General features: G+C 59.5%; 25 protein-coding genes. 10 read left to right on the forward strand and 15 right to left on the reverse strand.

Annotated features, from left to right (window positions below; genetic code table 11):
- Positions 1-192: 192 nt before the first annotated feature.
- From panD to dksA, 10 genes are all read right to left on the reverse strand, one after another.
- Positions 193-573, reverse strand: coding sequence for an aspartate 1-decarboxylase (gene panD / locus PMI36_RS24520; RefSeq protein WP_008068497.1), 381 nt, complete (start codon positions 571-573; stop codon positions 193-195).
- Positions 574-768: 195 nt separating this feature from the next.
- Positions 769-1629 (reverse strand): pantoate--beta-alanine ligase, encoded by an 861-nt coding sequence (gene panC / locus PMI36_RS24515; RefSeq protein WP_008068498.1) that lies wholly within the window; start codon positions 1627-1629, stop codon positions 769-771.
- Entirely contained in the window at positions 1626-2426 is an 801-nt protein-coding gene (gene panB / locus PMI36_RS24510) for a 3-methyl-2-oxobutanoate hydroxymethyltransferase (protein ID WP_008068507.1), read from the reverse strand. Before panB ends, panC begins: the two co-directional genes overlap by 4 nt.
- 384 nt (positions 2427-2810) lie before the next feature.
- Positions 2811-3296: a 2-amino-4-hydroxy-6-hydroxymethyldihydropteridine diphosphokinase gene (folK, locus tag PMI36_RS24505; RefSeq protein WP_008068508.1), complete on the reverse strand. Its 486-nt coding sequence runs from the start codon at positions 3294-3296 to the stop codon at positions 2811-2813.
- A 3-nt stretch (positions 3297-3299) separates the two neighbouring features.
- The gene (locus tag PMI36_RS24500) at positions 3300-4700 is read right to left on the reverse strand and encodes a polynucleotide adenylyltransferase PcnB (RefSeq protein WP_008068509.1); all 1401 of its coding nucleotides are present in this window, start codon (positions 4698-4700) and stop codon (positions 3300-3302) included.
- Positions 4701-5438: 738 nt separating this feature from the next.
- A complete protein-coding gene (locus tag PMI36_RS24495) occupies positions 5439-6875 on the reverse strand; it encodes a sigma-54-dependent transcriptional regulator (protein ID WP_008068513.1) in 1437 nt (478 codons plus the stop codon).
- 22 nt (positions 6876-6897) lie between these two features.
- Positions 6898-9852, reverse strand: coding sequence for a sensor histidine kinase (locus PMI36_RS24490; protein ID WP_007902016.1), 2955 nt, complete (start codon positions 9850-9852; stop codon positions 6898-6900).
- Positions 9836-10012 (reverse strand): hypothetical protein, encoded by a 177-nt coding sequence (locus PMI36_RS31215; RefSeq protein WP_003176118.1) that lies wholly within the window; start codon positions 10010-10012, stop codon positions 9836-9838. Before PMI36_RS31215 ends, PMI36_RS24490 begins: the two co-directional genes overlap by 17 nt.
- 77 nt (positions 10013-10089) lie before the next feature.
- On the reverse strand, positions 10090-10986 hold the full coding sequence (gene gluQRS / locus PMI36_RS24480; RefSeq protein WP_008068515.1) for a tRNA glutamyl-Q(34) synthetase GluQRS: 897 nt from the start codon (positions 10984-10986) through the stop codon (positions 10090-10092).
- A 207-nt stretch (positions 10987-11193) separates the two neighbouring features.
- Entirely contained in the window at positions 11194-11634 is a 441-nt protein-coding gene (dksA, locus tag PMI36_RS24475) for an RNA polymerase-binding protein DksA (RefSeq protein WP_007902025.1), read from the reverse strand.
- A gap of 334 nt (positions 11635-11968) precedes the next feature.
- On the opposite strand from dksA, the gene PMI36_RS24470 reads away from it, so the two are divergent.
- On the forward strand, positions 11969-13141 hold the full coding sequence (locus tag PMI36_RS24470; RefSeq protein ID WP_008015090.1) for a pyridoxal phosphate-dependent aminotransferase: 1173 nt from the start codon (positions 11969-11971) through the stop codon (positions 13139-13141).
- Entirely contained in the window at positions 13141-13854 is a 714-nt protein-coding gene (gene sfsA / locus PMI36_RS24465; protein WP_008068517.1) for a DNA/RNA nuclease SfsA, read from the forward strand. Before PMI36_RS24470 ends, sfsA begins: the two co-directional genes overlap by 1 nt.
- Here the strand turns inward: sfsA and PMI36_RS24460 are convergent.
- Complete coding sequence (locus PMI36_RS24460; RefSeq protein ID WP_008068524.1) at positions 13843-14160, reverse strand: Rieske (2Fe-2S) protein; 318 nt, start codon at positions 14158-14160, stop codon at positions 13843-13845. The genes sfsA and PMI36_RS24460 overlap by 12 nt on opposite strands.
- A gap of 166 nt (positions 14161-14326) precedes the next feature.
- Between PMI36_RS24460 and PMI36_RS24455 the strand changes: the two genes are divergently transcribed.
- The 4 genes from PMI36_RS24455 to PMI36_RS24440 are packed head-to-tail and all read left to right on the forward strand — an operon-like array spanning position 14327 to position 17888.
- Positions 14327-15199 carry a heme/hemin ABC transporter substrate-binding protein gene (locus PMI36_RS24455; RefSeq protein WP_008068526.1) on the forward strand — a complete coding sequence of 291 codons (873 nt, stop codon included), beginning with the start codon at positions 14327-14329 and terminating at the stop codon, positions 15197-15199.
- Positions 15200-15249: 50 nt separating this feature from the next.
- Positions 15250-16233 carry a FecCD family ABC transporter permease gene (locus tag PMI36_RS24450; protein WP_177319479.1) on the forward strand — a complete coding sequence of 328 codons (984 nt, stop codon included), beginning with the start codon at positions 15250-15252 and terminating at the stop codon, positions 16231-16233.
- A complete protein-coding gene (locus PMI36_RS24445) occupies positions 16233-17000 on the forward strand; it encodes a heme ABC transporter ATP-binding protein (protein ID WP_008068528.1) in 768 nt (255 codons plus the stop codon). The genes PMI36_RS24450 and PMI36_RS24445 overlap by 1 nt, the downstream gene beginning before the upstream one ends.
- A gap of 21 nt (positions 17001-17021) precedes the next feature.
- Positions 17022-17888 (forward strand): ChaN family lipoprotein, encoded by an 867-nt coding sequence (locus PMI36_RS24440; RefSeq protein WP_008068529.1) that lies wholly within the window; start codon positions 17022-17024, stop codon positions 17886-17888.
- A gap of 268 nt (positions 17889-18156) precedes the next feature.
- Here the strand turns inward: PMI36_RS24440 and PMI36_RS24435 are convergent, their stop codons facing one another.
- The 3 genes from PMI36_RS24435 to PMI36_RS24425 form a co-directional block, all read right to left on the reverse strand.
- Complete coding sequence (locus tag PMI36_RS24435; RefSeq protein WP_007902045.1) at positions 18157-18429, reverse strand: TfoX/Sxy family protein; 273 nt, start codon at positions 18427-18429, stop codon at positions 18157-18159.
- Positions 18430-18663: 234 nt separating this feature from the next.
- Positions 18664-19008 carry a pentapeptide repeat-containing protein gene (locus PMI36_RS24430; protein ID WP_008015079.1) on the reverse strand — a complete coding sequence of 115 codons (345 nt, stop codon included), beginning with the start codon at positions 19006-19008 and terminating at the stop codon, positions 18664-18666.
- Positions 19009-19099: 91 nt separating this feature from the next.
- Positions 19100-20656 (reverse strand): bifunctional aminoglycoside phosphotransferase/ATP-binding protein, encoded by a 1557-nt coding sequence (locus PMI36_RS24425; protein ID WP_008068530.1) that lies wholly within the window; start codon positions 20654-20656, stop codon positions 19100-19102.
- A 118-nt stretch (positions 20657-20774) separates the two neighbouring features.
- Here PMI36_RS24425 and mrcB point away from each other — a divergent pair, with 118 nt between their 5' ends.
- From mrcB to PMI36_RS24410, 3 genes are read left to right on the forward strand one after another with little or no spacing between them, the layout of a single operon-like run.
- Entirely contained in the window at positions 20775-23093 is a 2319-nt protein-coding gene (gene mrcB, locus PMI36_RS24420; protein ID WP_032830123.1) for a penicillin-binding protein 1B, read from the forward strand.
- A 16-nt stretch (positions 23094-23109) separates the two neighbouring features.
- Positions 23110-23844, forward strand: a complete 735-nt coding sequence (locus tag PMI36_RS24415) for a tetratricopeptide repeat protein (protein WP_008068536.1) — start codon at positions 23110-23112, stop codon at positions 23842-23844.
- A complete protein-coding gene (locus PMI36_RS24410) occupies positions 23844-24179 on the forward strand; it encodes a YqcC family protein (RefSeq protein WP_008068537.1) in 336 nt (111 codons plus the stop codon). The genes PMI36_RS24415 and PMI36_RS24410 overlap by 1 nt, the downstream gene beginning before the upstream one ends.
- 20 nt (positions 24180-24199) lie before the next feature.
- On the opposite strand, the gene PMI36_RS24405 is transcribed toward PMI36_RS24410, so the two are convergent.
- Positions 24200-24622 carry a DUF4124 domain-containing protein gene (locus tag PMI36_RS24405; RefSeq protein ID WP_008068539.1) on the reverse strand — a complete coding sequence of 141 codons (423 nt, stop codon included), beginning with the start codon at positions 24620-24622 and terminating at the stop codon, positions 24200-24202.
- A 400-nt stretch (positions 24623-25022) separates the two neighbouring features.
- On the opposite strand from PMI36_RS24405, the gene PMI36_RS24400 reads away from it, so the two are divergent.
- Positions 25023-26518, forward strand: a 1496-nt coding sequence (locus PMI36_RS24400; protein WP_008068556.1) for an acetolactate synthase 3 large subunit, incomplete at its 3' end; no start/stop codon positions are given.

Consider the following 26518-nt stretch of genomic DNA (forward strand, 5'->3'; position numbering starts at 1 on the left):
ACGATAAATCCCGGAGCGCTGTGGTTGGGCGTCCGGTCAACTGCGTCGACACGATTTCATGGCGCAGGGCGAATACAGTAAACCTCGCGCTGCAATCTGTCTTGACTTTGTCTGACCTGCTCCCGGTACTTTTTTAACATTTAAACAGGGAGCGGTCCGACAAACGGAAGGCTGACAGAGGGAGGGGCTCGATCAGGCGACCTGAACCGGAATGGCATTGCTGGTGTGGCTCAACTCGTTACCCGGTGCCATGTAGAGCATGCGCGGCTTGAAGTTGAGCAGTTCGGCTTCGCTGTAGTGGGCGTAAGCGCAGATGATCACGCGGTCGTCGACCTTGGCCTTGTGCGCCGCGGCACCGTTGACCGAAATCATGCGCGAACCTTCTTCGCCACGAATCGCGTAGGTGGTGAAGCGTTCGCCGTTGTCGACGTTGTAGATCTGGATCTGTTCGTACTCACGGATGCCGGACAGATCCAGCCATTCACCGTCGATGGCGCAAGAGCCTTCGTAATCGAGTACAGCGTGGGTAACTTCGGCGCGATGCAGCTTGGCCTTGAGCATGATGGCGTGCATGAGTGTTTCCCCAGGTCGGAATCGAACGGCGGGCAGTTTGCCCGAAGGCTTTGGAGGCAGCAATACAGTCTGGAAACGACGTAGATCTAATGTGGGAGCGGGCTTGCTCGCGAAGAGGCCATCACATTCAACATCATCGTTGACTGTCAGACCGCTTTCGCGAGCAAGCCCGCTCCCACATTGGTTTTGCGGTGCTCAGGCTGGCGCGTCGAGGTTCAGATGCAGGTTGTCGATCAACCGCGTCGTGCCCAGGAACGCCGCCACCAGAATCACCAGATCCCGATCTTCCGCCATCGCCGGACGCAAGGTCAGCGCATGGCGAATCTCCAGATAATCCGCACGCAGACCGGCGGCTTCGAGTTGCTTGATCTGCTCGTTGATCAACGTCGGGAAATCCCGCTCTCCCTGTTTAATTGCATCGGCAATATGGGTCAGGGTGCGATAGACCACCGGCGCGATGGCCCGTTGTTCTTCGCTGAGGAAACCATTGCGCGACGACAGCGCCAGACCGTCGGCCGCACGTACGGTAGGCTCACCGATAATCTGGATCGGCATGTTCAAGTCATGCACCAGGGCGCGAATCACCGCCAGTTGCTGGAAGTCTTTCTGGCCGAAGATCGCCAGGTCCGGCTGGACCATGTTGAATAGCTTGCTGACTACGGTCGCCACCCCTTCGAAATGCCCCGGACGGCTGGCGCCGCACAGGCCCTCGGACAGTTGCGGAACACTGACGCGGGTCTGACCGGCCATGCCATCGGGGTACATTTCTTCGACGGTTGGTGCGAACAGCAGATGGCAACCGGCCTGGAGCAGTTTCTCCTGATCGGCGGCCAGGGTCCGCGGGTACTTGTCGAGGTCTTCGCCGGCACCAAATTGCAGCGGATTGACGAAAATGCTCGCGACCACGAAATCCACCCGTTGGGTGGCTTTGGTAATCAGCGCGATATGCCCGCTGTGCAGGTTGCCCATGGTCGGCACGAAGCCGATACGTTTGCCTTCGCTACGGGCACGGGCCACGGCGGCCCGCAGTTCGCGTACGGTTTTTACGGTGTTCATGCAGAGAATCCGTGTTCGATGCCAGGGAAAGTCGCCGCTTTGACTTCAGTGACGTAAGCGCTCAAGGCTGCTTGGACGCTGGTTTGGCCAGTCATGAAATTCTTCACGAATTTCGGCACGCGGCCAGTAATGGACAAGCCCAGCATGTCGTGCAGGACCAGCACCTGGCCGTCGGTGCCACTGCCGGCGCCGATGCCGATCACCGGGATCTTCACCGCTTGGGAGATTTCTTCGGCCAGTTCGCTGGGCACGCATTCGAGCAGCAGCATGGCCGCACCAGCCTGTTCCAGGGAAATCGCGTCGGCACGCATTTGCCGCGCCTGGTTCTCGTTGCGGCCCTGGACTTTATAGCCGCCGAGGATGTTGACCGATTGCGGCGTCAGCCCCATGTGCGCGCACACCGGGATGCCACGTTCGGCCAGCAGACGGATCGAGTCCGCGAGCCACAATGCTCCTTCAACCTTGACCATGTGTGCACCGGCCTGCATCAACAGGGCGCTGTTGGTCATGGTTTGTTCGAGGGTGGCGTAGGCCATGAAGGGCAGGTCGGCGAGGATCAGGGCATCGGTGTTGCCGCGTTTGACGGCTGCCACGTGGTAGGCCATTTCGGCGGTGGTCACCGGCAGGGTGCTGTCGTGACCTTGCAAGACCATGCCGAGTGAGTCGCCCACCAGCAGCACTTCAACCCCGGCCTCATTGCAGGCATGGGCGAAGGTCGCGTCATAGCAGGTCAGCATGGTGATCTTTTCACCTTTCTGCTTGAGGCTCTGGAGCGTGGTCAGGGTGATGGCTGGCATGAAAAAATCCTCATTACAGGCGCTATGGAAACTACTGCGAGTAACGCGCGTGATTCGTCATTTATACAGGCGCACCTTCTTTCGTGGTGCTTGTAAGGCCTGGATTGCGCCCTTTGGCGCCGCGTTGGCGGCAGCGGGACGCCTATAGTCGTGAGGAGAACCCGGGAAGTCAATTGCGTGTGTTACCGCATTGTTACGCGTGGGGTGTTACCGGCGTAACTGATGCGATTCAGCAGGTTGGCAGGGATGATTTGCAGATTTTTTGTCCGACAAATAACCAATGTGGGAGCGGGCTTGCTCGCGAATGCGGCGTGTCAGGCGACCTAGATGCCAACTGATACACCGCTTTCGCGAGCAAGCCCGCTCCCACAAGGGGGATTTTTGTCAATTAGGGGGGAGGCGTTCCAACCCGACGAACGGGCAGGCGGCGAGTAATTCTGCGAGGGTGCGGCCATCAGCCAGGCGCAGATCAGCTGGTGCGAGCTCGGCCAACGGATAGAGCACAAAGGCCCGTTCCTGCAGGTGATAGTGGGGAACTTTGAGGCGAGGTTCGTCGATCAATCGATCGCCGAACAGCACGATGTCCAGATCCAGCGTGCGTGGGCCCCAGCGTTCAAGGCGTTCACGGCCCTGGCCGTTCTCGATGGCTTGCAGCGCATCCAGCAAGTCCAGCGGCGCGAGGCTGCTGTCGAGCGCGGCGACCGCGTTGGTGTAACGCGGTTGGCCGGGCAGCAGCGAGTCGCTTTGATAAAACCCGGAAACACCGACCAGTTCGGTTTGCGGCAATTGCGCCAGCGCTGCGACAGCGCTGCGCAACTGTTCGGCGGGGTCAGCCAGATTGCTGCCCATGCCGATGTAGATGCGTTCCATGGCTTACTCGCCTGTAGCGCTCGGTGCGCCGGCAGCGCGCTTGCGCTTGGCACCGCCGCTACGGCGACGTTTGCGCGGAGCACCGGTACCGTCGTCCTTGCCGCTGAGGTCGCGGATCATGTCCCGGCGTTCGCTGTCGTTGGCGTCCTGATAGTCGGTCCACCATTCGCCCAAGCCATCGGTCTGCTCACCGGCGCTTTCACGCAGCAGCAGGAAGTCGTAACCGGCACGGAACCGCGGATTGTCCAGTAACAGGTCGGCGCGTTTGCCGCTACGCCGTGGCAAGCGCTCCTGCATGTCCCAGATCTCGCGGATCGGCATGGTGAAGCGTTTCGGAATAGCAATGCGCTGGCACTGCTCGGCGATCAATTCGTGAGCGGCTTCCTGCATCGCCGGAATCGGCGGCATGCCGCGTTCTTGCAGGCGCAACACACGGGCCGGCAGGGCAGGCCAGAGCAGGGCGGCAAACAGGAATGCCGGGGTGACCGGTTTGTTCTGCTTGATTCGCAGGTCCGTGTTGATCAGCGCTTCACTGATCAGCGTGTGCGTGTAGGTCGGGTTGTACTCCAACGCGGCCGCACTGGCCGGGAACAGCGGATCGAACAACTGCAGGTCGACCAGCATTTCGAAGGTGTCCGCGGCATAGCCGGAGAGGAACAACTTGAGCACTTCTTCGAACAGACGAGCCGACGGGATCTCGCGCAGCAACGGCGCCAGTTCGCGGATCGGCGTGGCGCTGTGTTTTTCGATGCCGAAATTCAGCTTGGCGGCGAAACGCACGGCCCGCAGCATCCGCACCGGGTCTTCCTGGTAGCGTTGCTTCGGATCGCCGATCAGGCGGATCAGGTGATTGCGGATGTCGTGTACGCCGTTGGCGTAGTCGAGAATGCGCTCGCTGACCGGATCGTAATACAAGGCGTTGATGGTGAAGTCGCGACGTTGCGCATCCTCTTCCAGGGTGCCATAGACGTTGTCGCGCAAAATGCGCCCGCTTTCATTACGAGACGACTGGTTGCTGTCTTCGTCCTCGTCGTTTTGCGGGTGATTGGCGCGGAAGGTCGCGACTTCAATGATTTCGCGGCCAAAGTGGATATGCACCAGTTTGAAGCGCCGACCGATGATCCGCGCGTTGCGGAATTCGGCGCGTACCTGTTCAGGCGTGGCGCTGGTGGCAACGTCGAAATCTTTCGGCGTGATGCCGAGCAGCATGTCACGCACACAGCCGCCGACCAGGTAAGCCTGGTAACCGGCGTTCTGCAGGCGTTCGACGATATTCACCGCATAACGGCTGAACTGTGCCTTTTGCAGCGAATGTTGGCCGCTGTTGAGCACTTCAGGCGTACTGCGAATGTGTTGCGTATGACGCTTGGGAGAACGGAATGACTGGAACAACTTCTTCAGCATGGGATGCACTGTTTGAAGGAATGTTCGGCCATAACGAAGAATGACCGCATGATGGGCGGGGATTCTAGCATTTAGTCGGGGGATGGTGTAGGACACTGCAGATATGAGCTGCAAGCCACAAGCTACAAGAGAAAAGCGAAGCGCAGGCGAGGGAGGTTTTTCAAATCGCAGAAACCACAAGGGGAGCCGAAGCTCCCCAAGAAGTAGTTGCATGCTCTATTTTTATTATTGGTTTCGGGCTTCTTGTTTTTGTTGAGCGCCCTCGCCATGAAGTTTTCCTTCATGACCCTCCCAATCGGGAGCCAAGAGCAAACGGATTGCTTTGGTCGCTGTGTTGCTGTGATCGTTCGATCCAACCAGTTCAGGCACTGTCTTGAGACAGTTTTTTATTATTCTCGGCCTGGTCGTGGGGCAAGCCCCAAATGCAACGCCTCTCCAAAAGAATCAGTTAGCTACGCCTCTCGCCGTCTTGTTTTTATTGTGCGTGAGTCGATTCGTCTTATTTTTATTGTCTTGTACAGTGCTTGTTATTGTTCTTGTACTGAACATATAGCAGGGTGCGTGCCAACTTTTGTGAAGCCTAGTAAAACAAGGGGTTAGGCGGGCTGATGGTGTTGTTCGAGGCCAAAAAAAACCGGGGCTTCGTTACCGTAAGCCCCGGCTTCTGTTACGCGAAAAAGCTGAGGTAACAGTTTTTTCACAATGTCATGTGTTACCCGCACATACGACAGGTGCGGTTCAGCTCTCGCTGGCCACCCCGGTCTTGCGCCGCGGAATGCCCAGGCGCTGACGGCGTTCCCACAGGCATTTGCGGCTGACCCCGAGTTTGCGGGCCAGTTCGGTTTCGGTCATGTGGTCTTGATGCTCGAGAACGAAATGCTGGAAGTAGTCTTCCAGGGACAAATCTTCGGTCGGTTCGTGGCTGGTGTTACCGGCGCCGTTGCCCTGCTGTGGCGCCAGGCCGATGAAGTCGTCGTCATCCAGATCGCTCAGTTCGATGTCGATGCCCAGCAGCTCGGCGGAAATCTCCGGGCTTTCGCACAGGATCACCGCACGTTCGACCGCGTTTTCCAATTCGCGAACGTTACCTGGCCAGGAGTAGTGCCGAATCGCTTGTTCGGCATCCAGGGCGAATTTCAGATCGGTACGGCCGACCCGTGCGCTCTGCCGCGCGAGGAACGCGGTGGCAATTTCATTGACGTCCGCGCCGCGTTCGCGCAAGGCCGGCAGTTTCAGGGCGATTACGTGAAGGCGGTAATACAAGTCTTCACGGAACTGCCCAATCTTCGCCAGGCTCTTGAGGTCCCGGTGCGTCGCGGCAATCAGGCGTACGTCGACCTTCTGCGACTGCACCGAACCTACCCGACGGATTTCTCCTTCCTGCAACACACGCAGCAGGCGGGCCTGGGCTTCCAGTGGCAGTTCGCCGATTTCATCGAGGAACAAGGTGCCGCCGTCCGCCGCTTCCACCAACCCGGCACGCCCGGCACTGGCGCCGGTAAACGCGCCTTTTTCGTGGCCGAACAGTTCGGACTCGATCAGGCTTTCTGGAATGGCCGCACAGTTCACCGAAATCATCGGCGCCTTGGCACGTTTGGACAGGTTGTGCAGGGCGCGTGCTACCAGTTCTTTACCGGTACCGGACTCGCCCTGGATCAGGACATTGGAATCGGTCGGTGCGACTTTGCGGATCTTGCTGTACAGGTCCTGCATCGGCGGGCAGGAGCCGATAATGCCGATTTCGCCGTTGCTGTTGTCGACACCATTTTTCGCGGCACCATTGCTCGTTTTGCCGACGACCGGTTCACCGCTGGCTTGCGCCGATTGCCGGTCACGCAGGATTCGCGCGACGGCCTGGAGCATTTCGTCGTGATCGAAAGGCTTGGCGATGTAATCCACCGCGCCCATTTTCATGGAGTCGACGGCCGAACGCAGGCTGGCGTAACTGGTCATGATCAGCACCGGAGTGCCCTGGCCAAGTTTGATCAACTCGGTACCGGGGGCGCCCGGCAGGCGCAGGTCGCTGACGATCAGGTCAAATGTGGGGATGCTGAAACGCTCTTGTGCTTCCTGCACGGATCCGGCTTCGCTGACCTGGTACTGGTTACGTTCCAGCAGACGGCGCAAGGCGGAGCGGATAATTGTTTCGTCTTCGACGATCAAAATGTGCGGCATTGATTCGATACTCTCGACGGTCTCAGTTCACAGCGGACGTCGCTTCGACATGACGCGGCAAAGTTACCCGGATACGGGTGCCGCGTTGGCTTTGAACATCAGCCGGGCTGTCGATGGTGATTTGTCCATAATGCTCTTCAACGATGGAATAGACCAGTGCAAGGCCCAGACCGGTGCCTTCGCCAGGGTCCTTGGTGGTGAAGAAAGGTTCGAACAGTCGGTCCATGATGCTCGAGGGAATACCACTGCCTTCGTCTTCGACGATCAGATCGACCGTGTGTTCGCCGGCTTCGCTTTTGACTCGCACCGCACTGCCCGGAGGCGAGGCGTCGCGGGCATTTGAGAGCAGGTTGATCAATACCTGGGCGAGCCGCTGCGGGTCGCCTTCGACCCAATGGTCGGGATCGCACAGGTTGTAGAACTGTACTTCGAAATTGCGCCGGTTCAAGGCCAGCAGGCCGATGGCATCCTGGGCCACTTCCGCCAGACAGACGGGCTCGTCACTGTGCTGATAACTGCCGGCATGGGCGAAGCTCATCAGCGACTGAACGATGCGTGACACGCGTTTGGTCTGCTCGAGGATCTGCCCACTGATTTCCGTGAGTTCGGCGTCTTCTTCACGCTCTTCGCGCAAGTTCTGCGCGAGACAGGCAATGCCGGTGATCGGGTTGCCGATTTCATGGGCCACGCCGGCCGCCAGTCGACCGATGCTGGCCAGGCGCTCAGAGTGCACCAGTTTGTCTTCGAGCATCTGGGTTTCGGTCAAATCTTCCACCAGCAGCACCAGGCCGCTGTTACCCGGCGCCAGCGGTTCATCGATCGCCGCTTTGTGCAGGTTCAGCCAACGCGTCTGACCGTCGAGGGCCAGGTGCTGTTTGTGCAAATGCTCGTCCGGCAGGTTGATGAAGCCCTGCAGCAGCTCTTTCCAAGGGTCGGCAATGGTGCTCAGGCGTGAACCGACCACACGCTGAGCGGCAATCCCGGTCAGTTCCTCCATGGCTTTGTTCCACATGAGGATTTCCTGATCCTTGGCCAGCGAGCACACGCCCATCGGCAATTCCTGCAAGGTCTGGCGGTGGTAGCGGCGCAGGGCATCGAGTTCGGCGGCAAGGCCGGTGAGGCGCGAGTGGTAGTCCTCAAGACGGCTTTCGATGAAGTGGATGTCTTCGGTGACGTAGTTTTCGCCACCGGCCTTGTAGGGCAGGAAGGTTTCGACCATGTCTTGAGCCACACTCGGGCCCATCAGGCCGGAAAGGTTGGCTTCGATACGATCACGCAGACGGCGCAAGGCGTATGGCCGGCGTTCATCGAATGGCAGATAGAGGTCACGCAGCGCCTGTTCGACTTCTTTCTGCGCAGCCTTGGCGCCCAATGGTTTTGCAAGCTGCGTGGCAAACTCCTGAGGCGAGGCCGCGTGTAGTTCGCGGCGTTGTGGGCGGCGAACGTTGTCCACCGCGCAGGCTTCGGCGGCGCTGGCTTCTTCGGGGCTGGCGTTGGTGAACAACGAGATCAGCGTGAACATCAGCACGTTGGCGGCCAGCGAGGCGATTGCTGCCATGTGCCAGCTGGTGTCGTCCAGCACGTAAATCATGTTCAGCAGTGGAATGTAGAAACCCTGCAGATTGCCGACCAGCGGCAGCAGCATGGTCACCAGCCATACCAGAATCCCCGCCAACAGGCCTGCGATGAAGCCGCGACGGTTGGCGGTCGGCCAGTACAGCACCGACAACACCCCCGGCAGGAACTGCAACGTGGCGACGAAGGCGACGATGCCGAGGTTGGCCAGGTCCTGCTCGGCACCCAGCATCAGGTAGAAACCGTAACCGGCCATGATGATCGCGACGATCAGCGCCCGGCGGGTCCATTTCAGCCAACGGTAGATATTGCCTTCGGCCGGCGGCTGATAGAGCGGCAGCACCAGATGGTTCAGCGCCATCCCGGACAGCGCCAGCGTGGTGACGATGATCAGGCCGCTGGCCGCCGACAATCCGCCGACATAGGCCAATAGCGCCAGGGCTTTGCTGTTGGCGGCGATGCCGATGCCCAGGGTGAAGTACTCCGGATTGGTCGTGGCGCCGAGTTTCAGGCCGGCCCAGAGAATCAGCGGCACCGCGAGGCTCATCAACAGCAGAAACAGCGGCAGACCCCAGCTCGCACTGACCAGCGAGCGCGGGTTGAGGTTTTCGGTAAAGGTCATGTGGTACATGTGCGGCATCACAATCGCCGAGGCGAAGAACACCAGCAGCAGCGTGCGCCACGGGCCTTCCTGCAATGGCGTGTGCAGGGCGGCGAGGGCGGTCTGGTTTTGCAGCAACCACAGTTCCAGCTGCTGCGGCCCATCGAACACGCCATACAGCGCATACAGGCCGACGCCGCCAATCGCGATCAGTTTGATCACCGACTCGAAGGCAATCGCAAACACCAGCCCTTCATGTTTCTCGCGGGTAGCGATGTGGCGTGAGCCGAAGAAAATCGTGAACAGCGTAATCAGTGCGCAGAAGCTCAGGGCCACGCGATGCTGCACCGGCTCGCGGGTGAGGATGCTGATGGAGTCGGCCACCGCCTGAATCTGCAACGCCAGCAACGGCAGCACGCCGATCAGCATGAAAATTGTCGTCAGTGCGCCGGCCCAGGTGCTGCGGAAACGAAACGCGAACAAGTCGGCCAGGGACGAGAGTTGATAAGTACGGGTGATTTTCAGGATCGGGTACAAAAGCACTGGTGCCAGCAGAAAGGCCCCGGAAACCCCGAGGTAGCTGGACAGAAAACCGTAACCGTACTGATAGGCCAGGCCCACCGTGCCGTAAAACGCCCAGGCACTGGCGTAGACGCCCAGCGACAGGGTGTACGTCAGCGGGTGGCGAATGATCGCCCGGGGGATCATCCCCCGTTCGCTGATCCAGGCCACGCCGAACAGCACCGCCAGGTACGCGGCGCTGATCAGGATCATCTGGGTCAGGCTAAAGCTCATCGGCATCTTTTTGGCTCTGCAGGATGAAGGTCACGACAATCAGAATCAGCCAGAGCAAATAAGGGCGATACCAGGCGCCCGTGGCGTCGATCCACCAATCCATGATGGCCGGGGAGAACAGATAAATCCCCACTACCAGGAGCAGGACCAAGCGATAGATGTACATCCCGGCCTCTCTTTTTTATGCGCGTGCCCGAAAACGTGCGGCGATGGTAACGGATGGGCGCGCCACTGCAAGTGGCATCACTGCAGTTGCGCTTCGGGCAACGTCAGTGTGCGCGGGATCAGCGATGCATCCCAGTGGGTAATCCCCCAGTTCAGCACTTGCCGTGGCGTGGCGTCATTCAGTTCGGTCGCAGGTTTGTGCCCCAGCGCCCGCAATGCGCGCAGCAACAGCGGCGTGGCCTGATCTTCGGTCAACGGCGGCGATCGATAGGATTTGCCGAGTTTGTGGCCGTCCGGCTGGGTAATCAGCGGGATGTGCAGGTAGCGCGGTTGCGGCAGGCCCAGCAGTTCTTGCAGATAGAGCTGGCGCGGCGTGGAATCCAGCAGGTCGGCGCCGCGCACGATATCGGTGATACCTTGCCAGGCGTCGTCCAGCACCACCGCCAATTGATAGGCGTAGAGCCCGTCGCGGCGGCGGATCACGAAATCACCCACCTCCCGCCCCAGATGTTGACGGAACTCGCCCTGTACCCGGTCGATGAAGTGGTATTCCAGTTCCGGTACACGCAGGCGGATCGCGGCGTTCTCGGTGCCGTGCCCCGCGTTGCGGCAGAACCCGGGATAGATGCCGTGATACGGCTCCAATTGCTTGCGCGAACAGGTGCAAGCGTAGGCCAGGCCCTGATTGAACAGGCGATTGATGACTTCGTCATAGGCAGCGTGTCGCTCGCTCTGTCGGACCATGTCGCCATCCCACTCGAACCCGTAGCTTTCCAGTGCCTTGAGAATCGCCGCCTGAGCACCAGGCTCTTCGCGCGGCGGATCGAGATCTTCCATGCGCACCAACCAGCGGCCGCCGACCGAACGGGCGTCGAGGTAGGAGGCCAGCGCTGCGACCAGCGAACCGAAATGTAAGTGGCCACTGGGTGTAGGGGCGAAACGCCCAATGTAGGCGGGGGAGGCGATGGCGGTCATAAGGTCGATATTACGTTGTCCGGGCGTGCACCAGCCACCTGTGGGAGCGGGCTTGCTCGCGAAGGGGCCATCAGCTTCAACATTAATGTTGCCTGACACACTGCTTTCGCGAGCAAGCCCGCTCCCACAGGTTTGCTGCCAGGGCAAATGTCAGAAACAAAAAAACGGAGCGTTCGCACGCTCCGTTCTTCGTTCAAGTCGCCAAGATTACTTGCCGACTTGCTTTTCCTTGATTTCCGCCAGGGTCTTGCAGTCAACGCACATGTCGGCGGTAGGGCGGGCTTCCAGTCGCTTGACGCCGATTTCGACGCCGCAGGACTCGCACCAGCCGTATTCTTCGTCTTCGATCAATTGCAGGGTTTTGTCGATTTTCTTGATCAGCTTGCGCTCGCGGTCGCGGGCGCGCAATTCGAGGCTGAATTCCTCTTCCTGGCTGGCACGGTCTGCCGGGTCAGGAAAGTTGGCCGCTTCGTCTTTCATGTGATCAACAGTACGGTCGACTTCCTGCATCAAGTCCTGTTTCCACTTGTTCAGGATCTTGGTGAAGTGAGCGCGCATGGGCTTGCCCATGTACTCTTCGCCCTTCACTTCTTTGTAGGGTTCGAAGCCGCTGATCGACTGATTTTGCTGCTTTGCTTGGGTGGGCATGAAATGGACCGCCTCTACTCTTGTAATCCATTGCGCAGGATTGCTCCATCACCGACACCTGCCGGCCCTGCGGCTGCAAGCGGGCGAACTTACCAGATCAAATCGGACCGCGCTACTCCCGGATGTCGAGCCCGCGGCCCGTGGGCCTTGCAAAAGATTGCAAAGCCTTGCCTGGTGGCTCTGGAGACCTGATCAATTATTGATTTTAGTCAAACCTGGAGCATACGCTTGAACCGTTTGAGACCAGCGTCATATGGGCTCTGACCGCTTTAGGTTCTCGCTCGTTCCTGCGCTTGGGTAGAATCGATTCTTTTCCCCGTTGTAAGGAAGGCTAATGGCTCTGTCCTACAGTGCGCGCAGTCGCGCTATCGAACCGTTTCACGTCATGGCCCTGCTGGCGCGGGCCAACGAGCTGCAAGCGGCCGGCCACGACGTGATTCACCTGGAAATCGGCGAGCCAGACTTCACCACCGCCGAGCCGATCATCCAGGCCGGCCAGGCCGCGCTGACGGCGGGGAAGACTCGTTACACCGCCGCTCGCGGCATTCCTGAGCTGCGTGAAGCCATTTCGGGTTTTTATCAGCAACGTTACGGGCTGAACATCGATCCGCAACGAATTCTCATCACGCCCGGCGGTTCAGGCGCATTGCTGTTGGCCAGCGCCTTGCTGGTGGATCCAGGTAAACACTGGCTGCTGGCAGACCCGGGTTACCCGTGCAACCGGCATTTCCTGCGGTTGGTGGAAGGCGCGGCGCAACTGGTGCCGGTCGGCCCGGACGTGCGTTATCAGCTGACCCCAGACTTGGTTGCGCGTCACTGGGATCACGACAGCGTCGGCGCGCTGGTAGCGTCGCCGGCCAACCCGACCGGGACCATCCTGACCCGCGACGAGTTGGCCGGGCTGTCTGCAGCGATCAAGGCCCGCCACGGCCATTTGGTGGTCGACGAGATCTACCATGGCCTGACTTACGGCACGGATGCGGCCAGCGTGCTGGAAGTCGATGACAGCGCCTTCGTCCTCAATAGTTTTTCCAAGTATTTCGGCATGACCGGCTGGCGCCTCGGTTGGCTGGTAGCGCCAGAAGCGGCGGTCGGTGAGCTGGAGAAGCTCGCCCAAAACCTCTACATCAGTGCGCCGAGCATGGCCCAGCACGCCGCATTGGCTTGCTTCGAACCCGCCACTATTCAAATTTTCGAGGAGCGCCGCGCCGAGTTTGGACGACGTCGTGATTTCCTGTTGCCAGCCCTGCGTGAATTGGGCTTCGGTATTGCCGTAGAGCCGGAAGGTGCTTTCTATTTGTACGCTGATATCAGCAAGTTCGGCGGCGATGCCTTCGCGTTTTGCCGACATTTCCTCGAAACCGAGCACGTCGCGATTACGCCGGGCCTGGACTTCGGTCGTTATCAGGCCGGGCATCATGTGCGGTTTGCCTACACCCAGAGTCTTCCACGCTTGCAAGAAGCGGTCGAACGGATCGCTCGCGGTTTGAAGAGCTGGCAAGGCTGATGCGCTTTCATCCTCCCCTCGAAGAAGGTCGCTTGATTCGTCGCTACAAACGTTTTCTCGCTGATATCGAAACCGTTAGCGGCGAGTTGCTGACCATTCACTGCCCAAACACCGGTTCGATGCTTAATTGCCAGGTTGAAGGCGGGCAGGTCTGGTTCAGCCGTTCCAACGACCCCAAGCGCAAATTGCCAGGCACCTGGGAAGTCGGGGAAACCCCACAGGGGCGGTTGTTTTGCGTAAACACCGGGCGCGCCAACGGTTTGATCGAGGAGGCGTTGCGGGCCAATGTCATCACCGAGCTGAACGGCTTTACCGAACTGAAGCGCGAAGTGGCCTACGGTCAGGAGAGCAGCCGCATCGATTTCCGTCTCGATTACCCGAGCGGGCCGGCTTATGTGGAAGTCAAAAGCGTGACCCTGGGCTTCGATGGTTCGTTGGTGGCGGCATTTCCAGACGCAGTGACCCAGCGCGGAGCCAAGCATTTGCGAGAGTTGGCGCATTTGGCCCGGGACGGGATTCGTGCCGTGCAGTTGTATTGCGTGAACCTGACCGGCATCGACTCCGTGCGTCCTGCTGAAGAAATCGATTCGGCCTACGCCGCGGCGTTACGCGAAGCGGTGGCGTGCGGGGTCGAAGTGCTGGCGTATGGCGTGCACTTGACCCACGAAGAGATGGTGGTCGATCGGCGCCTGGAGGTGCTGTTAAACGGTTAGCCAGATTCCTTGCTCGTCTTCGCGGTTGGGGATGGTAGTCAGGGATTGCCCGGCGCATGGGCCGGCGACGCATTCGCCGTCTTCAATCAGGAACAGTGCGCCATGGGTGGCGCACTGGATCATGCTGTTGCTGGGGTCGAGAAACTGGTCGGGCTTCCATTCCAGTCCGACGCCCCGGTGCGGGCAGCGATTTTCATACACATACACCCGGCCGCCCCGGCGCACGGCCAGGAGTTTCTGGCCGTCGATGTCGAAACCGCGACTGCTGGCGTCAGCCAATTCGGCGCCTGCGCAAAGAAACTTCATGTCTATCCTCAAGTTCCGCGGCTCGTGACCAGATATGTCCGAGCTTGACGTTCAAATGCAAGCAATTATCAAATGGCCGTCTTGCCCTTCAGGCATGGGTGCCAGACGCCAAGGATACGTGGCCTGTCATTTCGATGCCCGGGAAAACCCTTAAAGGAAGCTGTTTATGCGCCTGAGTACCCGTGTTGTTGCGCTCTGTGTCGGACTCCTCGTCAGCCACCACGGCGCAACGGCCGAGTTGCCACAACGTTGGGTCAGTGCCGGTGGAGCGCTGACGGAGTGGGTCATCGCGCTGGGCGGAGCGTCAAAACTGGTCGGTGTCGATACCACCAGTCAGTATCCTGACTCCCTCAAGATGCTGCCAAGAATCGGGTATCAGCGGCAACTGTCGGCGGAGGGCATCTTGAGCTTACGCCCGCAGATTTTGATCGGCACCGAAGAAATGGGGCCGCCACCGGTGCTGTCGCAGATTCGCAGTGCCGGTGTGCAAATCGAACTGTTTTCCGCTAAGCCGGATCTGATGACTTTGCAGAACAACTTGAAGCATTTGGGCTCGTTGCTCGGCGCTGAAGACTGGGCGACGCAGTTGTTCAAGAGTTATCAACAGATGCTCGATCATGAAAGGGGGCGGGTCACTCAGGCACAACTGACGCAAAAAACGCCGGGCGTGCTGTTGTTGCTTGGTCACGCGGGCGGCAAACCGCTCATCGCCGGCAAGGACACCGCCGCTGATTGGTTGCTGCAACAGGCCGGAGGGCACAATCTGGCCACGCATACCGGCTACAAACCCTTTTCTGTCGAGTCCCTGGTCAGTCTGGATCCTGAGGTGCTGGTGTTTGCCGATCGCGCACTGACCGGCGATGCGGCTCGTGCGGCATTGTTCAAGGAGAACCCGATCCTGTCCTCGACCCGCGCGGCCAAGGACGGGCGAGTCATGGAGCTTGATCCGACTTTGTTGGTCGGGGGATTGGGACCGCGGCTACCCCCTGCGTTGAAAAAACTGTCTGACGCCTTTTACCCCGATTCGGCCGGCCAATGACCATCCTGGTTAAACCCCGTGCTTTGTTCATTGGTCTGATCCTGCTGTGTGTGTTGGCCATCTGGTTGTCATTGGCGCTTGGACCGGTGAGCTTGCCGTTGTTCGACACCTTGCGTGCAGCCCTGCGGTTGGTGGGTGTACCGATCGCGCCCGACGGGCTGGAGCAGGCCGAGCTGATCCTCGGGCAGATTCGCTTGCCGCGAACCTTGTTGGGTTTGGCCGTGGGGGGTGTATTGGCACTGTCCGGCGTGGCGATGCAGGGGTTGTTTCGTAATCCTCTGGCCGATCCGGGGCTGGTCGGCGTCTCCAGCGGTGCGGCATTGGGCGCGGCCATTGCGATCGTCGGTGGTTCTGCGTTCGGCGGTCTGCCTGAATCCTTCGGGCCTTACCTGTTATCGGTGTGCGCGTTTCTTGGCGGGCTCGGCGTGACGGCGCTGGTGTATCGGCTGGGCCGGCGCAACGGGCAGACCCATGTCGCGACCATGCTGTTGGCCGGTATTGCGTTGACCGCACTGGCCGGATCCGCCGTGGGTCTGTTCACCTATCTGGCGGATGATGCGACGCTGCGCACCCTGACGTTCTGGAACCTGGGCAGCCTTAACGGCGCCAGCTATTCGCGACTTTGGCCGTTGCTACTGGTGAGCACCGGCGTGGCGCTGTGGCTGCCGCGCCGGGCCAAAGCCTTGAATGCGTTGCTTTTGGGGGAGTCGGAGGCCGGTCACCTGGGCATCGATGTCGAAGGGCTCAAGCGCGAGTTGGTGTTCTGCACGGCGCTGGGTGTCGGTGCGGCGGTCGCGGCAGCGGGGATGATCGGGTTTGTCGGTCTGGTGGTGCCGCATCTGGTGCGTCTGTTGGCCGGTCCCGATCATCGAGTGCTGCTGCCGGCTTCAGTGCTGGCGGGTGCCAGTCTGTTGTTGTTTGCCGATCTGGTGGCGCGGCTGGCCCTGGCACCGGCCGAATTGCCTATCGGGATCGTCACGGCCTTCATCGGCGCACCGTTCTTTCTGTATCTACTGCTCAGAGGGCGTGCCTGATGTTGCGAGCGCAGAACCTGCAAATCCGGCGCGGTCGAAAGATTGTTCTCACGGACATTACCCTTGAGCTTAAACCGGGCGAAGTCCTCGGCGTGCTGGGCCCCAACGGTGCCGGTAAAAGCACATTGCTCGGCGCCCTCTGCGGCGAATTGCAGGCGGACCACGGCAGTGTCTGGCTCGATGAGCGCGAGCTGAATAATTGGGCCGGGGCGCAGCGAGCCCAGCGCTTGGCGGTGTTGCCGCAGGTGTCGACCCTGGACTTTGCCTTTCGCGTCGAAGAAGTGGTCGGCATGGGGCGTTTGCCTTATCAAAGCGGCCGGGTCAGGGATGACGAAATCGTCGCCGCCGCGCTGCACGCGGCCGATGCGCGGCACCTGAGTGGACGCAGTTATCTGGCGCTGTCTGGCGGTGAACGTCAGCGGGTTCACCTGGCGCGGGTGCTGGCGCAGCTGTGGCCGGGGGAGGCGGGGCAAACGTTGTTGCTCGACGAACCGACGTCGATGCTCGACCCGCTGCACCAACACACCACTCTGCAAGCGGTGCGCGAATTCGCCGACCGTGGCGCTGCGGTGCTGGTGATCCTGCATGATCTGAATCTGGCGGCACGCTATTGTGATCGACTATTACTGCTCGAAGGTGGGCGTCCCGTGGCGCTGGATACACCGGAGCAGGTGCTGCGCCCGGAACCGCTCAAGGCCGTGTTCGGGCTGGAAGTACTGGTGCAACCGCACCCGGAGCGTGGGCATCCGCTGATCATCGCCCGCTGAGCATTTCATCGAGGTGAGAACATGCGTGTGATGGTGATACTGGCTGTGCTGTTACTGAGTGCCTGTCAGCATGTGCCGGTGGTATCGCCACCCGTCAGCGGCGAGATCCGGGACCTGCGTAGCGGGCAAACACTGACCGCGCAGGAACTGCTTGCACGGTTGGCCAAGCCTTCGCGGTTGATCGTCGGCGAGCAGCATGACAATCGTGATCACCATCAACTGCAATTGTGGTTATTACAGACGCTGAATGAGCAGCGACCCCAAGGCAGTCTACTGCTGGAAATGCTCACGCCGGATCAACAAGGGCGCGTCGATCACGTTAAGCGCTCTTCACCGCTACCCGCTGACTTGCCCAATGCGTTGGTCTGGCAACCGGGTTGGGACTGGAATCTGTATGGGTCGATCGTTGGTTTTGCCCTGACTCAACCGTACCCGTTGCTGGCGGCCAATCTGGATACGCTTGAAGTCCGTAATGTCTATGCCAAACCCCCGGCATTGAGCGGTTCGCTCTCTAACGCGCCGGTGGTCAAGGATGAGTTGCTGGCACAAATCAGCGATTCCCACTGCGGCTTGCTGCCCACATCGCAAATGTCCGCGATGCTTGCCGTCCAGCAGCAACGTGACCGGCGGATGGCCGGGCGATTACTGGCCGCACCGACGCCTTCTCTGTTGTTTGCTGGCGCGTACCACGCACGCAAGGATGTCGGGGTGCCGATCCATGTTCAGGACTTGGGTGAGTCTGAAGCGCCGATGGTATTGATGCTGGCGGAGCGGGGCGCAGAGGTCACGCCGGCCATGGCCGATTACGTTTGGTATACGCCCGCCACGCCACCGCAGGATTACTGCGCGCAAATGCGTAAACAGTTCGGCAAGCAGTCAGGGCAGTAAAACCTGGCGAGTTTTCCACAGGCAAAAAAAGACCCGGCAAGAGCCGGGTCAAATAACCGTGATTAGCCTGATGAGGAGATAATCTGAGAGTCCGAACCAAGGGCTTTTCAGAATATCGACCAGTCTCGCGACCAGTTGTGATAATCATAGCGATTCTCATTACCAAGTCAACCGCTGATTTTCAATTTCTGTGGATCTCACCAGTTCCCTTGGTGAAGGCCTTGTAATCATTGCTCTTCAGGCTGTGTGCGTAAGCGTAATTACCCGTTCAAATCTTGTGGCGTGACGAGATAGCGTCCAGCTGTTTGTTCAGGGCTTCCTTGCGTTCGGCGGGAATGTCGTTCCAGTGAACATCCATCAGTGCGCCTTCGATCGCATACAACAACACCTTGGAAGCCCGAAAACCGCGCGTGCGCACGGCCCGATAAGCATCCACAGCTCCCAGCCGACGCAAGTCCGATGCACTGTGGATGCCCACGGCATGCAGCCATTGCGCCGACGTCTTGCCAAGATTCTTCAGGTGTTGCAGTTCATCATTCATCAAGCCTCCTTGCGACAGCCGAACGGTGCGTGGGCGAGCCTCTCAGCAGTGTAGCCATCAGTAGGAAAAGCGTGATTGTTTGGTCGGTTTCGACGCAAAAGCTTCTAAGACGCGGGCTCTAGAAGTGGCGGGAAAAGGCTGCGAGTACGGTCGGAAGGTGTGAGTTTCGGGGGGGGGTAAAAAAGTACAAGTCCAGCGCAAGGCAGGGGCGCCGGACTTGGTAGAGCCTCTCTTTTAGCGAGTGCGATAACGCAGTCGCGTACCGAAATTCATCGACATCAGAATCTCATCGGCGCTCAGCTCTGGCGGGAAGTAGGCGCCGGAGATCTGTGCGTGGGCCAGGCTCGCGCCTTCCAGGGAAGCGTTGCGAAAGTCGATGCCGCGCAAGTCGGCAGAGCGGAAATAGGCATCGGTGAAGTCGACGCCGTCGGCGTTCAGTTCACGCAGATCGAGACCACGGAAGTCGCCGCCGACCATGTCGATAGGTCCATCTTTCGGACGTTCGTTGTTAAAGCCTGTGATGTCGTCTTTGTGCAGCAAGGCATAAAGCGGGGTGTCGAGAAGTTTCGGCTGGCTCATGTCACATCACCTGATGGTTTTATGACGCCAGTATAGTGCCACTATTTGATGGCCGTGAAGCCGGTGAAGGCTTCACGGTTGAAATAGTTTCTTACAGGCCTGGCAGACGTTGGCGGATCTGCGCGACGACGGTATCGAGCGTGCCACTTTCATTGGTCTGGACGCGTTTGCTGCAGAGAATTTCTGCCGGCGTCAGGGTCTCGCGGCTGGCTTGCTGGGCGGCGATAACGGCCAGGTTGGCGTCGGACGGATCCTTACTGTCTGCCTGACGTTGCTTCAGCCAGCTCTCGATCACCGCTTGCGGTGCGTCGCAATCGAGGATCAGGAACGGCGCACCCGTGGCTTCGGCGATTTTTGCCGCGCCGTCGCGTTGGTCGCGCTTGAGGTAGGTGGCATCGACCACCACCGGGAAGCCAGCATGCAAAATCACACCGGCGATTTCATGCAGACGGCTGTAAGTAGCGGCGCTGGCGTCGGCGCTATAAATACCGGCCTGCAGGTCGTTCGGTACGGCTTGCTCGCCGAACATACGCTTGCGCTCGACATCGGAACGCAAGCGGATGGCACCCAGCGCTTCCACCAGGCGCATGGCCACGTGACTCTTGCCGACGGCGGAAACGCCGTGGGTGATCGTCAGGAAGCGCGAAGGAATGGTGCTGTAGCTTTCCGCCAGGTTGGCGTAGTTGCGGTACTGACGCAGCGTGGTAGCGCGCTGCACCGGATCGGCCTCGGCCGGCATGCTGAACAGGCTGACCTTGGCGCGAACCAGTGCGCGGTAGGCTTTATAGAAGTTCAGCAGCTCCAGGCCCTGATAGTCGCCAGTCAGTTCCAGGTATTGGCTGATGAAACGGCGCGCCAGGCTTTTCAGGCCGCGGTCTTCCAGGTCCATGGCCAGGAAGCCGGTGTCGGCGTAAACGTCGGTGAAGCGGAACGGTTCGTTGAATTCGATGCAGTCGAAGATCACCACGTTGCCGTCGATCACGGTGGCGTTGCCCAAATGAATGTCACCGTGGCATTCACGAATGAAACCGTCGGCCTTACGCTGGGCGAATAGTGGCTTGAGGCGTTCGAAGCTGCTTTCGGCCCAGGCTTGCAGCGCCTCGAGTTGCAGCAGATCGGCCTTGTCGCTGAGGAACGGGCGGATCTGTTCGAAGTTCTGCCGCACCGGCGCCATCACGCTGTCCGGCGTGCCGGCTTCGTGTTCGGCAGGCACTTTTGGCGCGCTGAGGTGGAATTGAGCGATCTGCGCCGCCATCTCGTCGATGTGCGTGGTGGTCAATTCGCCGTTGGCTTGCAAGGTGCTGAGCAATTGGCTTTGTGGGAACTGACGCATTTTCAGGGCGTAATCGACTACCGGACCTTCACCGCCCAGTTGTGGTGCCTCGGCGCTGCCAGTGATCGGCAACACTTCCAGATACAAGTCATGGGTCAGGCGCTGGTTCAGGCGCAGCTCTTCAGCGCAGAAATGCTTGCGAGCCTCAAGGCTGGTGAAATCGAGGAAGCCGAAATTCACTGGCTTCTTCACTTTATAAGCGTAGGGGCCGGTGAGCAGCACCCACGAAATATGGGTTTCGATGACCTGAAACCCTTCTACGGGATGCGGGTAGAGGGCCGGGTTTTGCAGGGCAGCGATCAGGGACTGGCTCACAGGCGATCCTTCAGAGTCTGGGAAAAATTCAAGGCCGCCATTATGGCCGCAAGTCTGCCCGACGCAAACCTCAGCGGGCTTCTGTTGAGGATGAATAAAGTGCGTATAATCCGCCGCCATGACTCGTACTCGATCCCCCCGCACCCCCAAAAAACCACCTTCCAAGGGCATGCGCCCCTGGCTGGGCTGGGCCCTTAAACTCAGCCTGGTCGGCCTTGTGGTGCTTGCCGGGTTCGCGGTTTACCTCGACGCTGTGGTCCAGGAGAAGTTCTCCGGCAAGCGCTGGACCATCCCGGCCAAGGTGTACGCGCGCCCGCTTGAGCTGTTCACTGGCCAAAAGCTGAGCAAGGAAGACTTCCTCACCGAACTCGATGCCTTGGGCTACCGACGCGAAGCCGTCAGCAACGGCCCTGGCGCGGCGGCGGTCAATGGCAATACCATCGACCTGAATACCCGAGGCTTCCAGTTCTATGAAGGCATGGAGACAGCTCAGCCTGTGCGCGTGCGCTTCTCCGGCGATTACGTGGCCGAGCTCTCGGCGACCAACGGTTCGAAGCTCTCTGTGGTGCGACTGGAGCCGCTGCTGATTGGCGGGATTTACCCGAAAAACCTTGAAGACCGCATCCTGATCAAAATCGATCAGGTTCCGCCGTATCTGCTCGAAACCCTGATTGCCGTAGAAGACCGGGATTTCTACAGTCACTGGGGCGTGTCGCCGAAGTCGATTGTCCGAGCGATATACGTCAACACCTCGGGCGGCAAAATGACCCAGGGCGGCAGTACGCTAACGCAACAGTTGGTCAAGAACTTCTACCTCACCAGCGAACGCAGCCTGACCCGTAAGCTCACCGAAGCCATGATGGCGTTGTTGCTTGAGCTGCATTACGACAAGCGCGAAATTCTTGAGGCTTACCTCAATGAAGTGTTCGTTGGCCAGGATGGTCAGCGCGCGGTGCACGGTTTCGGTCTGGCCAGTCAGTTCTTCTTCGGACAGCCATTGTCTGAGCTGAAACTGCATCAAGTTGCTTTGTTGGTGGGCATGGTCAAGGGACCGTCCTATTACAACCCGCGTCGCAACCCTGAGCGGGCGCTGGAGCGGCGCAATCTGGTGCTCGATGTTCTGGGGGAACAAGGCGTTGCCACCGCCGAACAGGTTGAGGCTGCGAAGAAAATGCCACTGGGTGTGACCACTCGCGGCAAGTTGGCTGACAGCTCGTTCCCGGGCTTCCTCGACCTGGTTAAACGTCAGTTGCGCGAAGACTACCGCGACGAAGACTTGACCGAAGAAGGGTTGCGGATTTTCACCAGTTTCGACCCGATCCTGCAGATGAAAGCCGAAGCCTCGGTCAACGACACGTTCAAGCGTCTGGCCGGGCGCAAGGGTTCCGATGAGGTTGAGGCGGCCATGGTCGTGACCAACCCGGAAACCGGAGAAGTCCAGGCGATGATCGGCAGCCGTCAGGCGGGTTTTGCCGGTTTCAACCGGGCGCTGGACGCAGTGCGACCGATCGGCTCGTTGATCAAACCGGCGGTTTATCTGACAGCCCTCGAGAAGCCGAGCCAGTACACACTGACCAGTTGGCTGTCGGACGAATCCTTTTCGGTCAAAGGTGCGGACGGTCAGGTCTGGAAACCGCAGAACTATGATCGCCGTTCCCACGGTACGGTGTTCCTTTATCAAGGGCTGGCGCATTCCTACAACCTGTCGACCGCACGTCTCGGCTTGGCGGTGGGCGTACCGAATGTCTTGAAGACCCTGGCACGTCTGGGGGTGAGTCGCGAGTTCCCGGCGTTCCCGTCGATGTTGCTGGGGGCCGGTGGCTTGACCCCGATCGAAGTGGCGACCATGTACCAGACACTGGCCAACGGCGGATTCAATACGCCGATGCGCGGGATTCGCAGCGTGCTGACTGCCGAGGGCGAGCCGCTCAAGCGTTATCCATTCCAGATTCAGCAGCAGTTCGATCCGGCGTCCATTTACCTGGTTCAGAGCGCCATGCAACGGGTCATGCGTGAAGGTACGGGCAGTTCGGTTTACAACGTGTTACCAAAAACCCTGACCCTGGCCGGCAAAACCGGTACCAGTAACGATTCGCGGGACAGCTGGTTCGCCGGTTTCAGTCAGGATCTGCTGGCGGTGGTCTGGCTGGGGCGCGATGATAACGGCAAGACGCCGTTCACCGGTGCCACCGGTGCGCTGCAGGTCTGGACCAGTTTCATGCGCAAAGCCGATCCGCTGCCGCTGGACATGCCGCAGCCGGACAACATTGTTCAGGCCTGGGTCGATTCGCGCACCGGACAAGGTTCTGAAGGCAGCTGCCCAGGCGCAGTGCAGATGCCGTATATTCGCGGCAGCGAACCGCCTCCCGGTCCCGCTTGCGGTGGTGAAAACCCTGCTGAATCGGTGATGGATTGGGTCAAGGGCTGGATGAATTAAGCAAAGAGGGTTTCAAGTGAACAAGTGGTTGATTCCAGCAGTGACCGCCGTGGCTTTGCTCAGCGGCTGCTCCACCGTACAGCGTGGTTCGATCCCGGTTGTGGATTCCGGCACCGCCGTCTCCAACAGCGAGCGGATTTCGGCGAATGGCGGTTTCCGGCAGTCGACGGTAAAACGTCCTGCGCAAGCCCAGACTCAGGCGATCCCGCAAGGTGACACTGGCGTTGTTGTGATGGTGCCGGGTGGTGGCGCTGTTTCCTCGGCCCCGATCAGTACTTCGCCGATTACCCCAGGCCCGATCACTCCGGGGCCGATCGATACCTCGCCGGTTCAGTCGGCACCGATCAATCAGGGCAGCTACAGCATGCCATCGACGCCGAGCGGGATTCCTTCGGCGAGCTCCGGCGGCCTGTCTGCCGATGAGCAACTGGACGGTCCGGTCCTTGCATTGTTGACCACTGCCCAGCAGCAACAGGCCAGCGGCGACCTTAATGGTGCGTCTTCCAGTCTCGAACGCGCCCAGCGTGTCGCGCCGCGTGAGCCGCAAGTGCTTTATCGCCTGGCCCAGGTGCGTATGGCCCAAGGCGATGCGGCGCAGGCCGAGCAATTCGCTCGTCGTGGTTTGACGTTCGCCAGTGGTCGTCCGGCCCTTCAGGCCAGCCTGTGGGAATTGATCGCCCAGGCTCGTGAGAAGCAGGGTGACTCCGCCGGTGCAGCGTTGGCTCGTCAGAAGGCCAAGGTCTCGCTGTGATGGATGCACGCTTCCCGAAGATTGCCGAGCAGTTGCTGTTGATCGAACGCGAACTGCGTGTCCAGGGCTGGTGGGACGAAGTTCCGCCATCTCCTGAAGCGCTATCCAGTGTCGAGCCATTTTCGGTGGATACGCTGGATTTCGAGCAATGGCTGCAATGGATCTTCCTGCCAAGAATGAAGTTGATCCTGGAGCAAGACCTGCCATTACCCAACGCGTCGGGAATCCAGGAGATGGCCGAAATGGTCTTCGCCGCCCGCAACGTCCAGGGCAAGGATCGACAGCTTCAGGTCTTGCTCAAAGAGTTCGACCTGTTGATCACCGCCTCCCGCTAACTCCAATCCGTTGTAGGCGCCTACATACAGTTTTTCGCGATCTGTTTCTGTGCTTCGGTGATGCGCTCCTGACGTTGTTGGTCGGTCAGGCGGCGCATCTCACCGTCGACATCCTCCCGTAGTCGCGGATTATTCTGCAGTTGAGCCAGGTTGGTTCGGGCCTGTTCGCAGAATACTTTTAGCTGGGCTTGCTGCTCGGCAACCTGCTTTTTCACTTTGTTGTCGATAGCCCGTTGATCGCCTATGACGTTGCTGCGCGTTGGCGTACTCGGTTTGCCGACGGGCGGGGCGGGCGTCACCACGAGGGTGGGCTCCTGGCCTGGGGGCGGTTGCGCATCGAAATGGGTAACGCCCTGGGCATCGACCCATTTATAGATCTGACCCGCCATGCACAAAGGGCTCAGGCTGATCAGCAAGCCGGCGGTGAAGAAGAACGTTCGCATGCCATTTCCTTGTCATGGGTGCGCAATCGAAGCTAACACAGTTGCGGTTTAAAGGTTTTTTCTTGCGTTCTCATGCGCTTAGTTCGAATAAAGCACATTGACGGCTTGACTTGCGATGGGCGAAACAGAAGAATCCAAAGTCCGCTGTAGAGGGACTGCCAGAAGCAGACCCACTCGGTAGATCATGAGGCGCACATCCGCGCCGACCTGTTACACCCGCAACGCGTTACCTCGCGCTGGGTGGGAAAGGCCCGCAACACTTGGGACGATCCCAATACTTGCTCAGTCAGTGCTGACGTAGTCGGCGACCACCGTCGCTCATGCTCTGCCGAGAAGTAAACCTATTAAGACCCGTCCTCTTGTATGTGGGCGGTATTCTGGCGTTTTAGAGGTGAACAACGTGGAGCTTTTATCTGGCGGTGAGATGCTCGTCCGCTTTTTGCGTGACGAAGGCGTCAAATATATCTACGGGTACCCGGGTGGTGCTCTTCTTCATGTCTATGATGCCCTGTTCAAAGAACCGGAAGTGACCCACATCCTGGTTCGTCACGAGCAGGCTGCGACCCATATGGCTGACGGCTATGCCCGTGCCACCGGTAAAGCCGGTGTGGTACTGGTAACCTCCGGCCCGGGCGCAACCAACGCCATCACCGGTATTGCCACGGCCTACATGGACTCCATTCCGATGGTGATCATTTCCGGCCAGGTGCCTAGCACCATGGTAGGCACCGATGCATTCCAGGAAACCGACATGATCGGTATCTCCCGGCCGATCGTGAAGCACAGCTTCATGATCAAGCATGCGTCGGAAATCCCGGAAGTCATGAAGAAAGCGTTCTACCTGGCGCAATCCGGTCGTCCTGGTCCGGTCGTTGTCGATATCCCGAAAGACATGACCAACCCGGCCGAGAAGTTCGAATACATCTTCCCGAAAAAAGCCAAGCTGCGTTCCTACAGCCCGGCCGTTCGCGGTCACTCCGGGCAAATCCGCAAGGCAGCCGAAATGCTCCTGGCGGCCAAGCGTCCTGTGCTTTATTCAGGCGGCGGGGTGATTCTCGGTGGTGGCTCCGCGCCGCTGACCGAACTGGCGAAGATGCTCAACCTGCCAGTGACCAATACCCTGATGGGCCTGGGTGCCTACCCTGGCACCGACCGTCAGTTCATTGGCATGCTCGGCATGCACGGCAGCTACACCGCCAACCTGGCGATGCACCATGCCGATGTCATCCTTGCAGTCGGCGCGCGCTTCGACGATCGCGTGATCAACGGCCCGGCCAAGTTCTGTCCGAATGCCAAGATCATTCACATCGACATCGACCCGGCTTCGATCTCCAAGACCATCAAGGCAGACGTGCCTATCGTCGGTCCGGTCGAAAGTGTCCTGACCGAAATGGTCGCGATCCTCAAGGAAATCGGCGAGACCCCGAACAAGGAGTCCGTTGCCAGCTGGTGGAAGCAAGTTGATGAGTGGCGCGGTGATCGCGGCCTGTTCCCTTATGACAAGGGCGACGGCAGCGTGATCAAGCCGCAGACCGTGATCGAAACCCTGTGCGAAGTGACCAAGGGCGACGCCTTTGTGACCTCCGACGTGGGTCAGCACCAAATGTTCGCTGCGCAGTACTACACGTTCAACAAGCCAAACCGCTGGATCAACTCCGGTGGCCTGGGCACCATGGGCTTCGGTTTGCCGGCGGCCATGGGCATCAAGTTGAGCTTCCCGGATGACGACGTCGCCTGCGTAACGGGCGAGGGCAGCATCCAGATGAACATTCAGGAACTGTCGACCTGCCTGCAATACGGTTTGCCGGTGAAGATCGTCATTCTGAATAACGGTGTACTGGGTATGGTTCGCCAGTGGCAGGACATGAGTTATGGCAGCCGCCAAATGCAGCTGGC

Origin of the sequence: Pseudomonas sp. GM79, assembly GCF_000282495.1 — a bacterium.
Lineage (GTDB): Bacteria > Pseudomonadota > Gammaproteobacteria > Pseudomonadales > Pseudomonadaceae > Aquipseudomonas.

Excerpts from the sequence above, each read along its gene's own strand:
- PMI36_RS24435 (WP_007902045.1), bottom strand. The coding sequence starts at position 18,429 with ATGAATGATGAACTGCAACACCTGAAGAATCTTGGCAAGACGTCGGCG.
- PMI36_RS24410 (WP_008068537.1), top strand. The coding sequence starts at position 23,844 with ATGGATGCACGCTTCCCGAAGATTGCCGAGCAGTTGCTGTTGATCGAA.
- PMI36_RS24460 (WP_008068524.1), bottom strand. The coding sequence starts at position 14,160 with ATGAAGTTTCTTTGCGCAGGCGCCGAATTGGCTGACGCCAGCAGTCGC.
- panC (WP_008068498.1), bottom strand. The coding sequence starts at position 1,629 with ATGAACACCGTAAAAACCGTACGCGAACTGCGGGCCGCCGTGGCCCGT.
- dksA (WP_007902025.1), bottom strand. The coding sequence starts at position 11,634 with ATGCCCACCCAAGCAAAGCAGCAAAATCAGTCGATCAGCGGCTTCGAA.
- mrcB (WP_032830123.1), top strand. The coding sequence starts at position 20,775 with ATGACTCGTACTCGATCCCCCCGCACCCCCAAAAAACCACCTTCCAAG.
- PMI36_RS24500 (WP_008068509.1), bottom strand. The coding sequence starts at position 4,700 with ATGCTGAAGAAGTTGTTCCAGTCATTCCGTTCTCCCAAGCGTCATACG.
- panB (WP_008068507.1), bottom strand. The coding sequence starts at position 2,426 with ATGCCAGCCATCACCCTGACCACGCTCCAGAGCCTCAAGCAGAAAGGT.
- PMI36_RS24470 (WP_008015090.1), top strand. The coding sequence starts at position 11,969 with ATGGCTCTGTCCTACAGTGCGCGCAGTCGCGCTATCGAACCGTTTCAC.
- PMI36_RS24495 (WP_008068513.1), bottom strand. The coding sequence starts at position 6,875 with ATGCCGCACATTTTGATCGTCGAAGACGAAACAATTATCCGCTCCGCC.
- panD (WP_008068497.1), bottom strand. The coding sequence starts at position 573 with ATGCACGCCATCATGCTCAAGGCCAAGCTGCATCGCGCCGAAGTTACC.
- gluQRS (WP_008068515.1), bottom strand. The coding sequence starts at position 10,986 with ATGACCGCCATCGCCTCCCCCGCCTACATTGGGCGTTTCGCCCCTACA.
- folK (WP_008068508.1), bottom strand. The coding sequence starts at position 3,296 with ATGGAACGCATCTACATCGGCATGGGCAGCAATCTGGCTGACCCCGCC.
- PMI36_RS24445 (WP_008068528.1), top strand. The coding sequence starts at position 16,233 with ATGTTGCGAGCGCAGAACCTGCAAATCCGGCGCGGTCGAAAGATTGTT.
- PMI36_RS24440 (WP_008068529.1), top strand. The coding sequence starts at position 17,022 with ATGCGTGTGATGGTGATACTGGCTGTGCTGTTACTGAGTGCCTGTCAG.
- PMI36_RS24455 (WP_008068526.1), top strand. The coding sequence starts at position 14,327 with ATGCGCCTGAGTACCCGTGTTGTTGCGCTCTGTGTCGGACTCCTCGTC.
- PMI36_RS24490 (WP_007902016.1), bottom strand. The coding sequence starts at position 9,852 with ATGCCGATGAGCTTTAGCCTGACCCAGATGATCCTGATCAGCGCCGCG.
- PMI36_RS31215 (WP_003176118.1), bottom strand. The coding sequence starts at position 10,012 with ATGTACATCTATCGCTTGGTCCTGCTCCTGGTAGTGGGGATTTATCTG.
- PMI36_RS24405 (WP_008068539.1), bottom strand. The coding sequence starts at position 24,622 with ATGCGAACGTTCTTCTTCACCGCCGGCTTGCTGATCAGCCTGAGCCCT.
- PMI36_RS24430 (WP_008015079.1), bottom strand. The coding sequence starts at position 19,008 with ATGAGCCAGCCGAAACTTCTCGACACCCCGCTTTATGCCTTGCTGCAC.
- sfsA (WP_008068517.1), top strand. The coding sequence starts at position 13,141 with ATGCGCTTTCATCCTCCCCTCGAAGAAGGTCGCTTGATTCGTCGCTAC.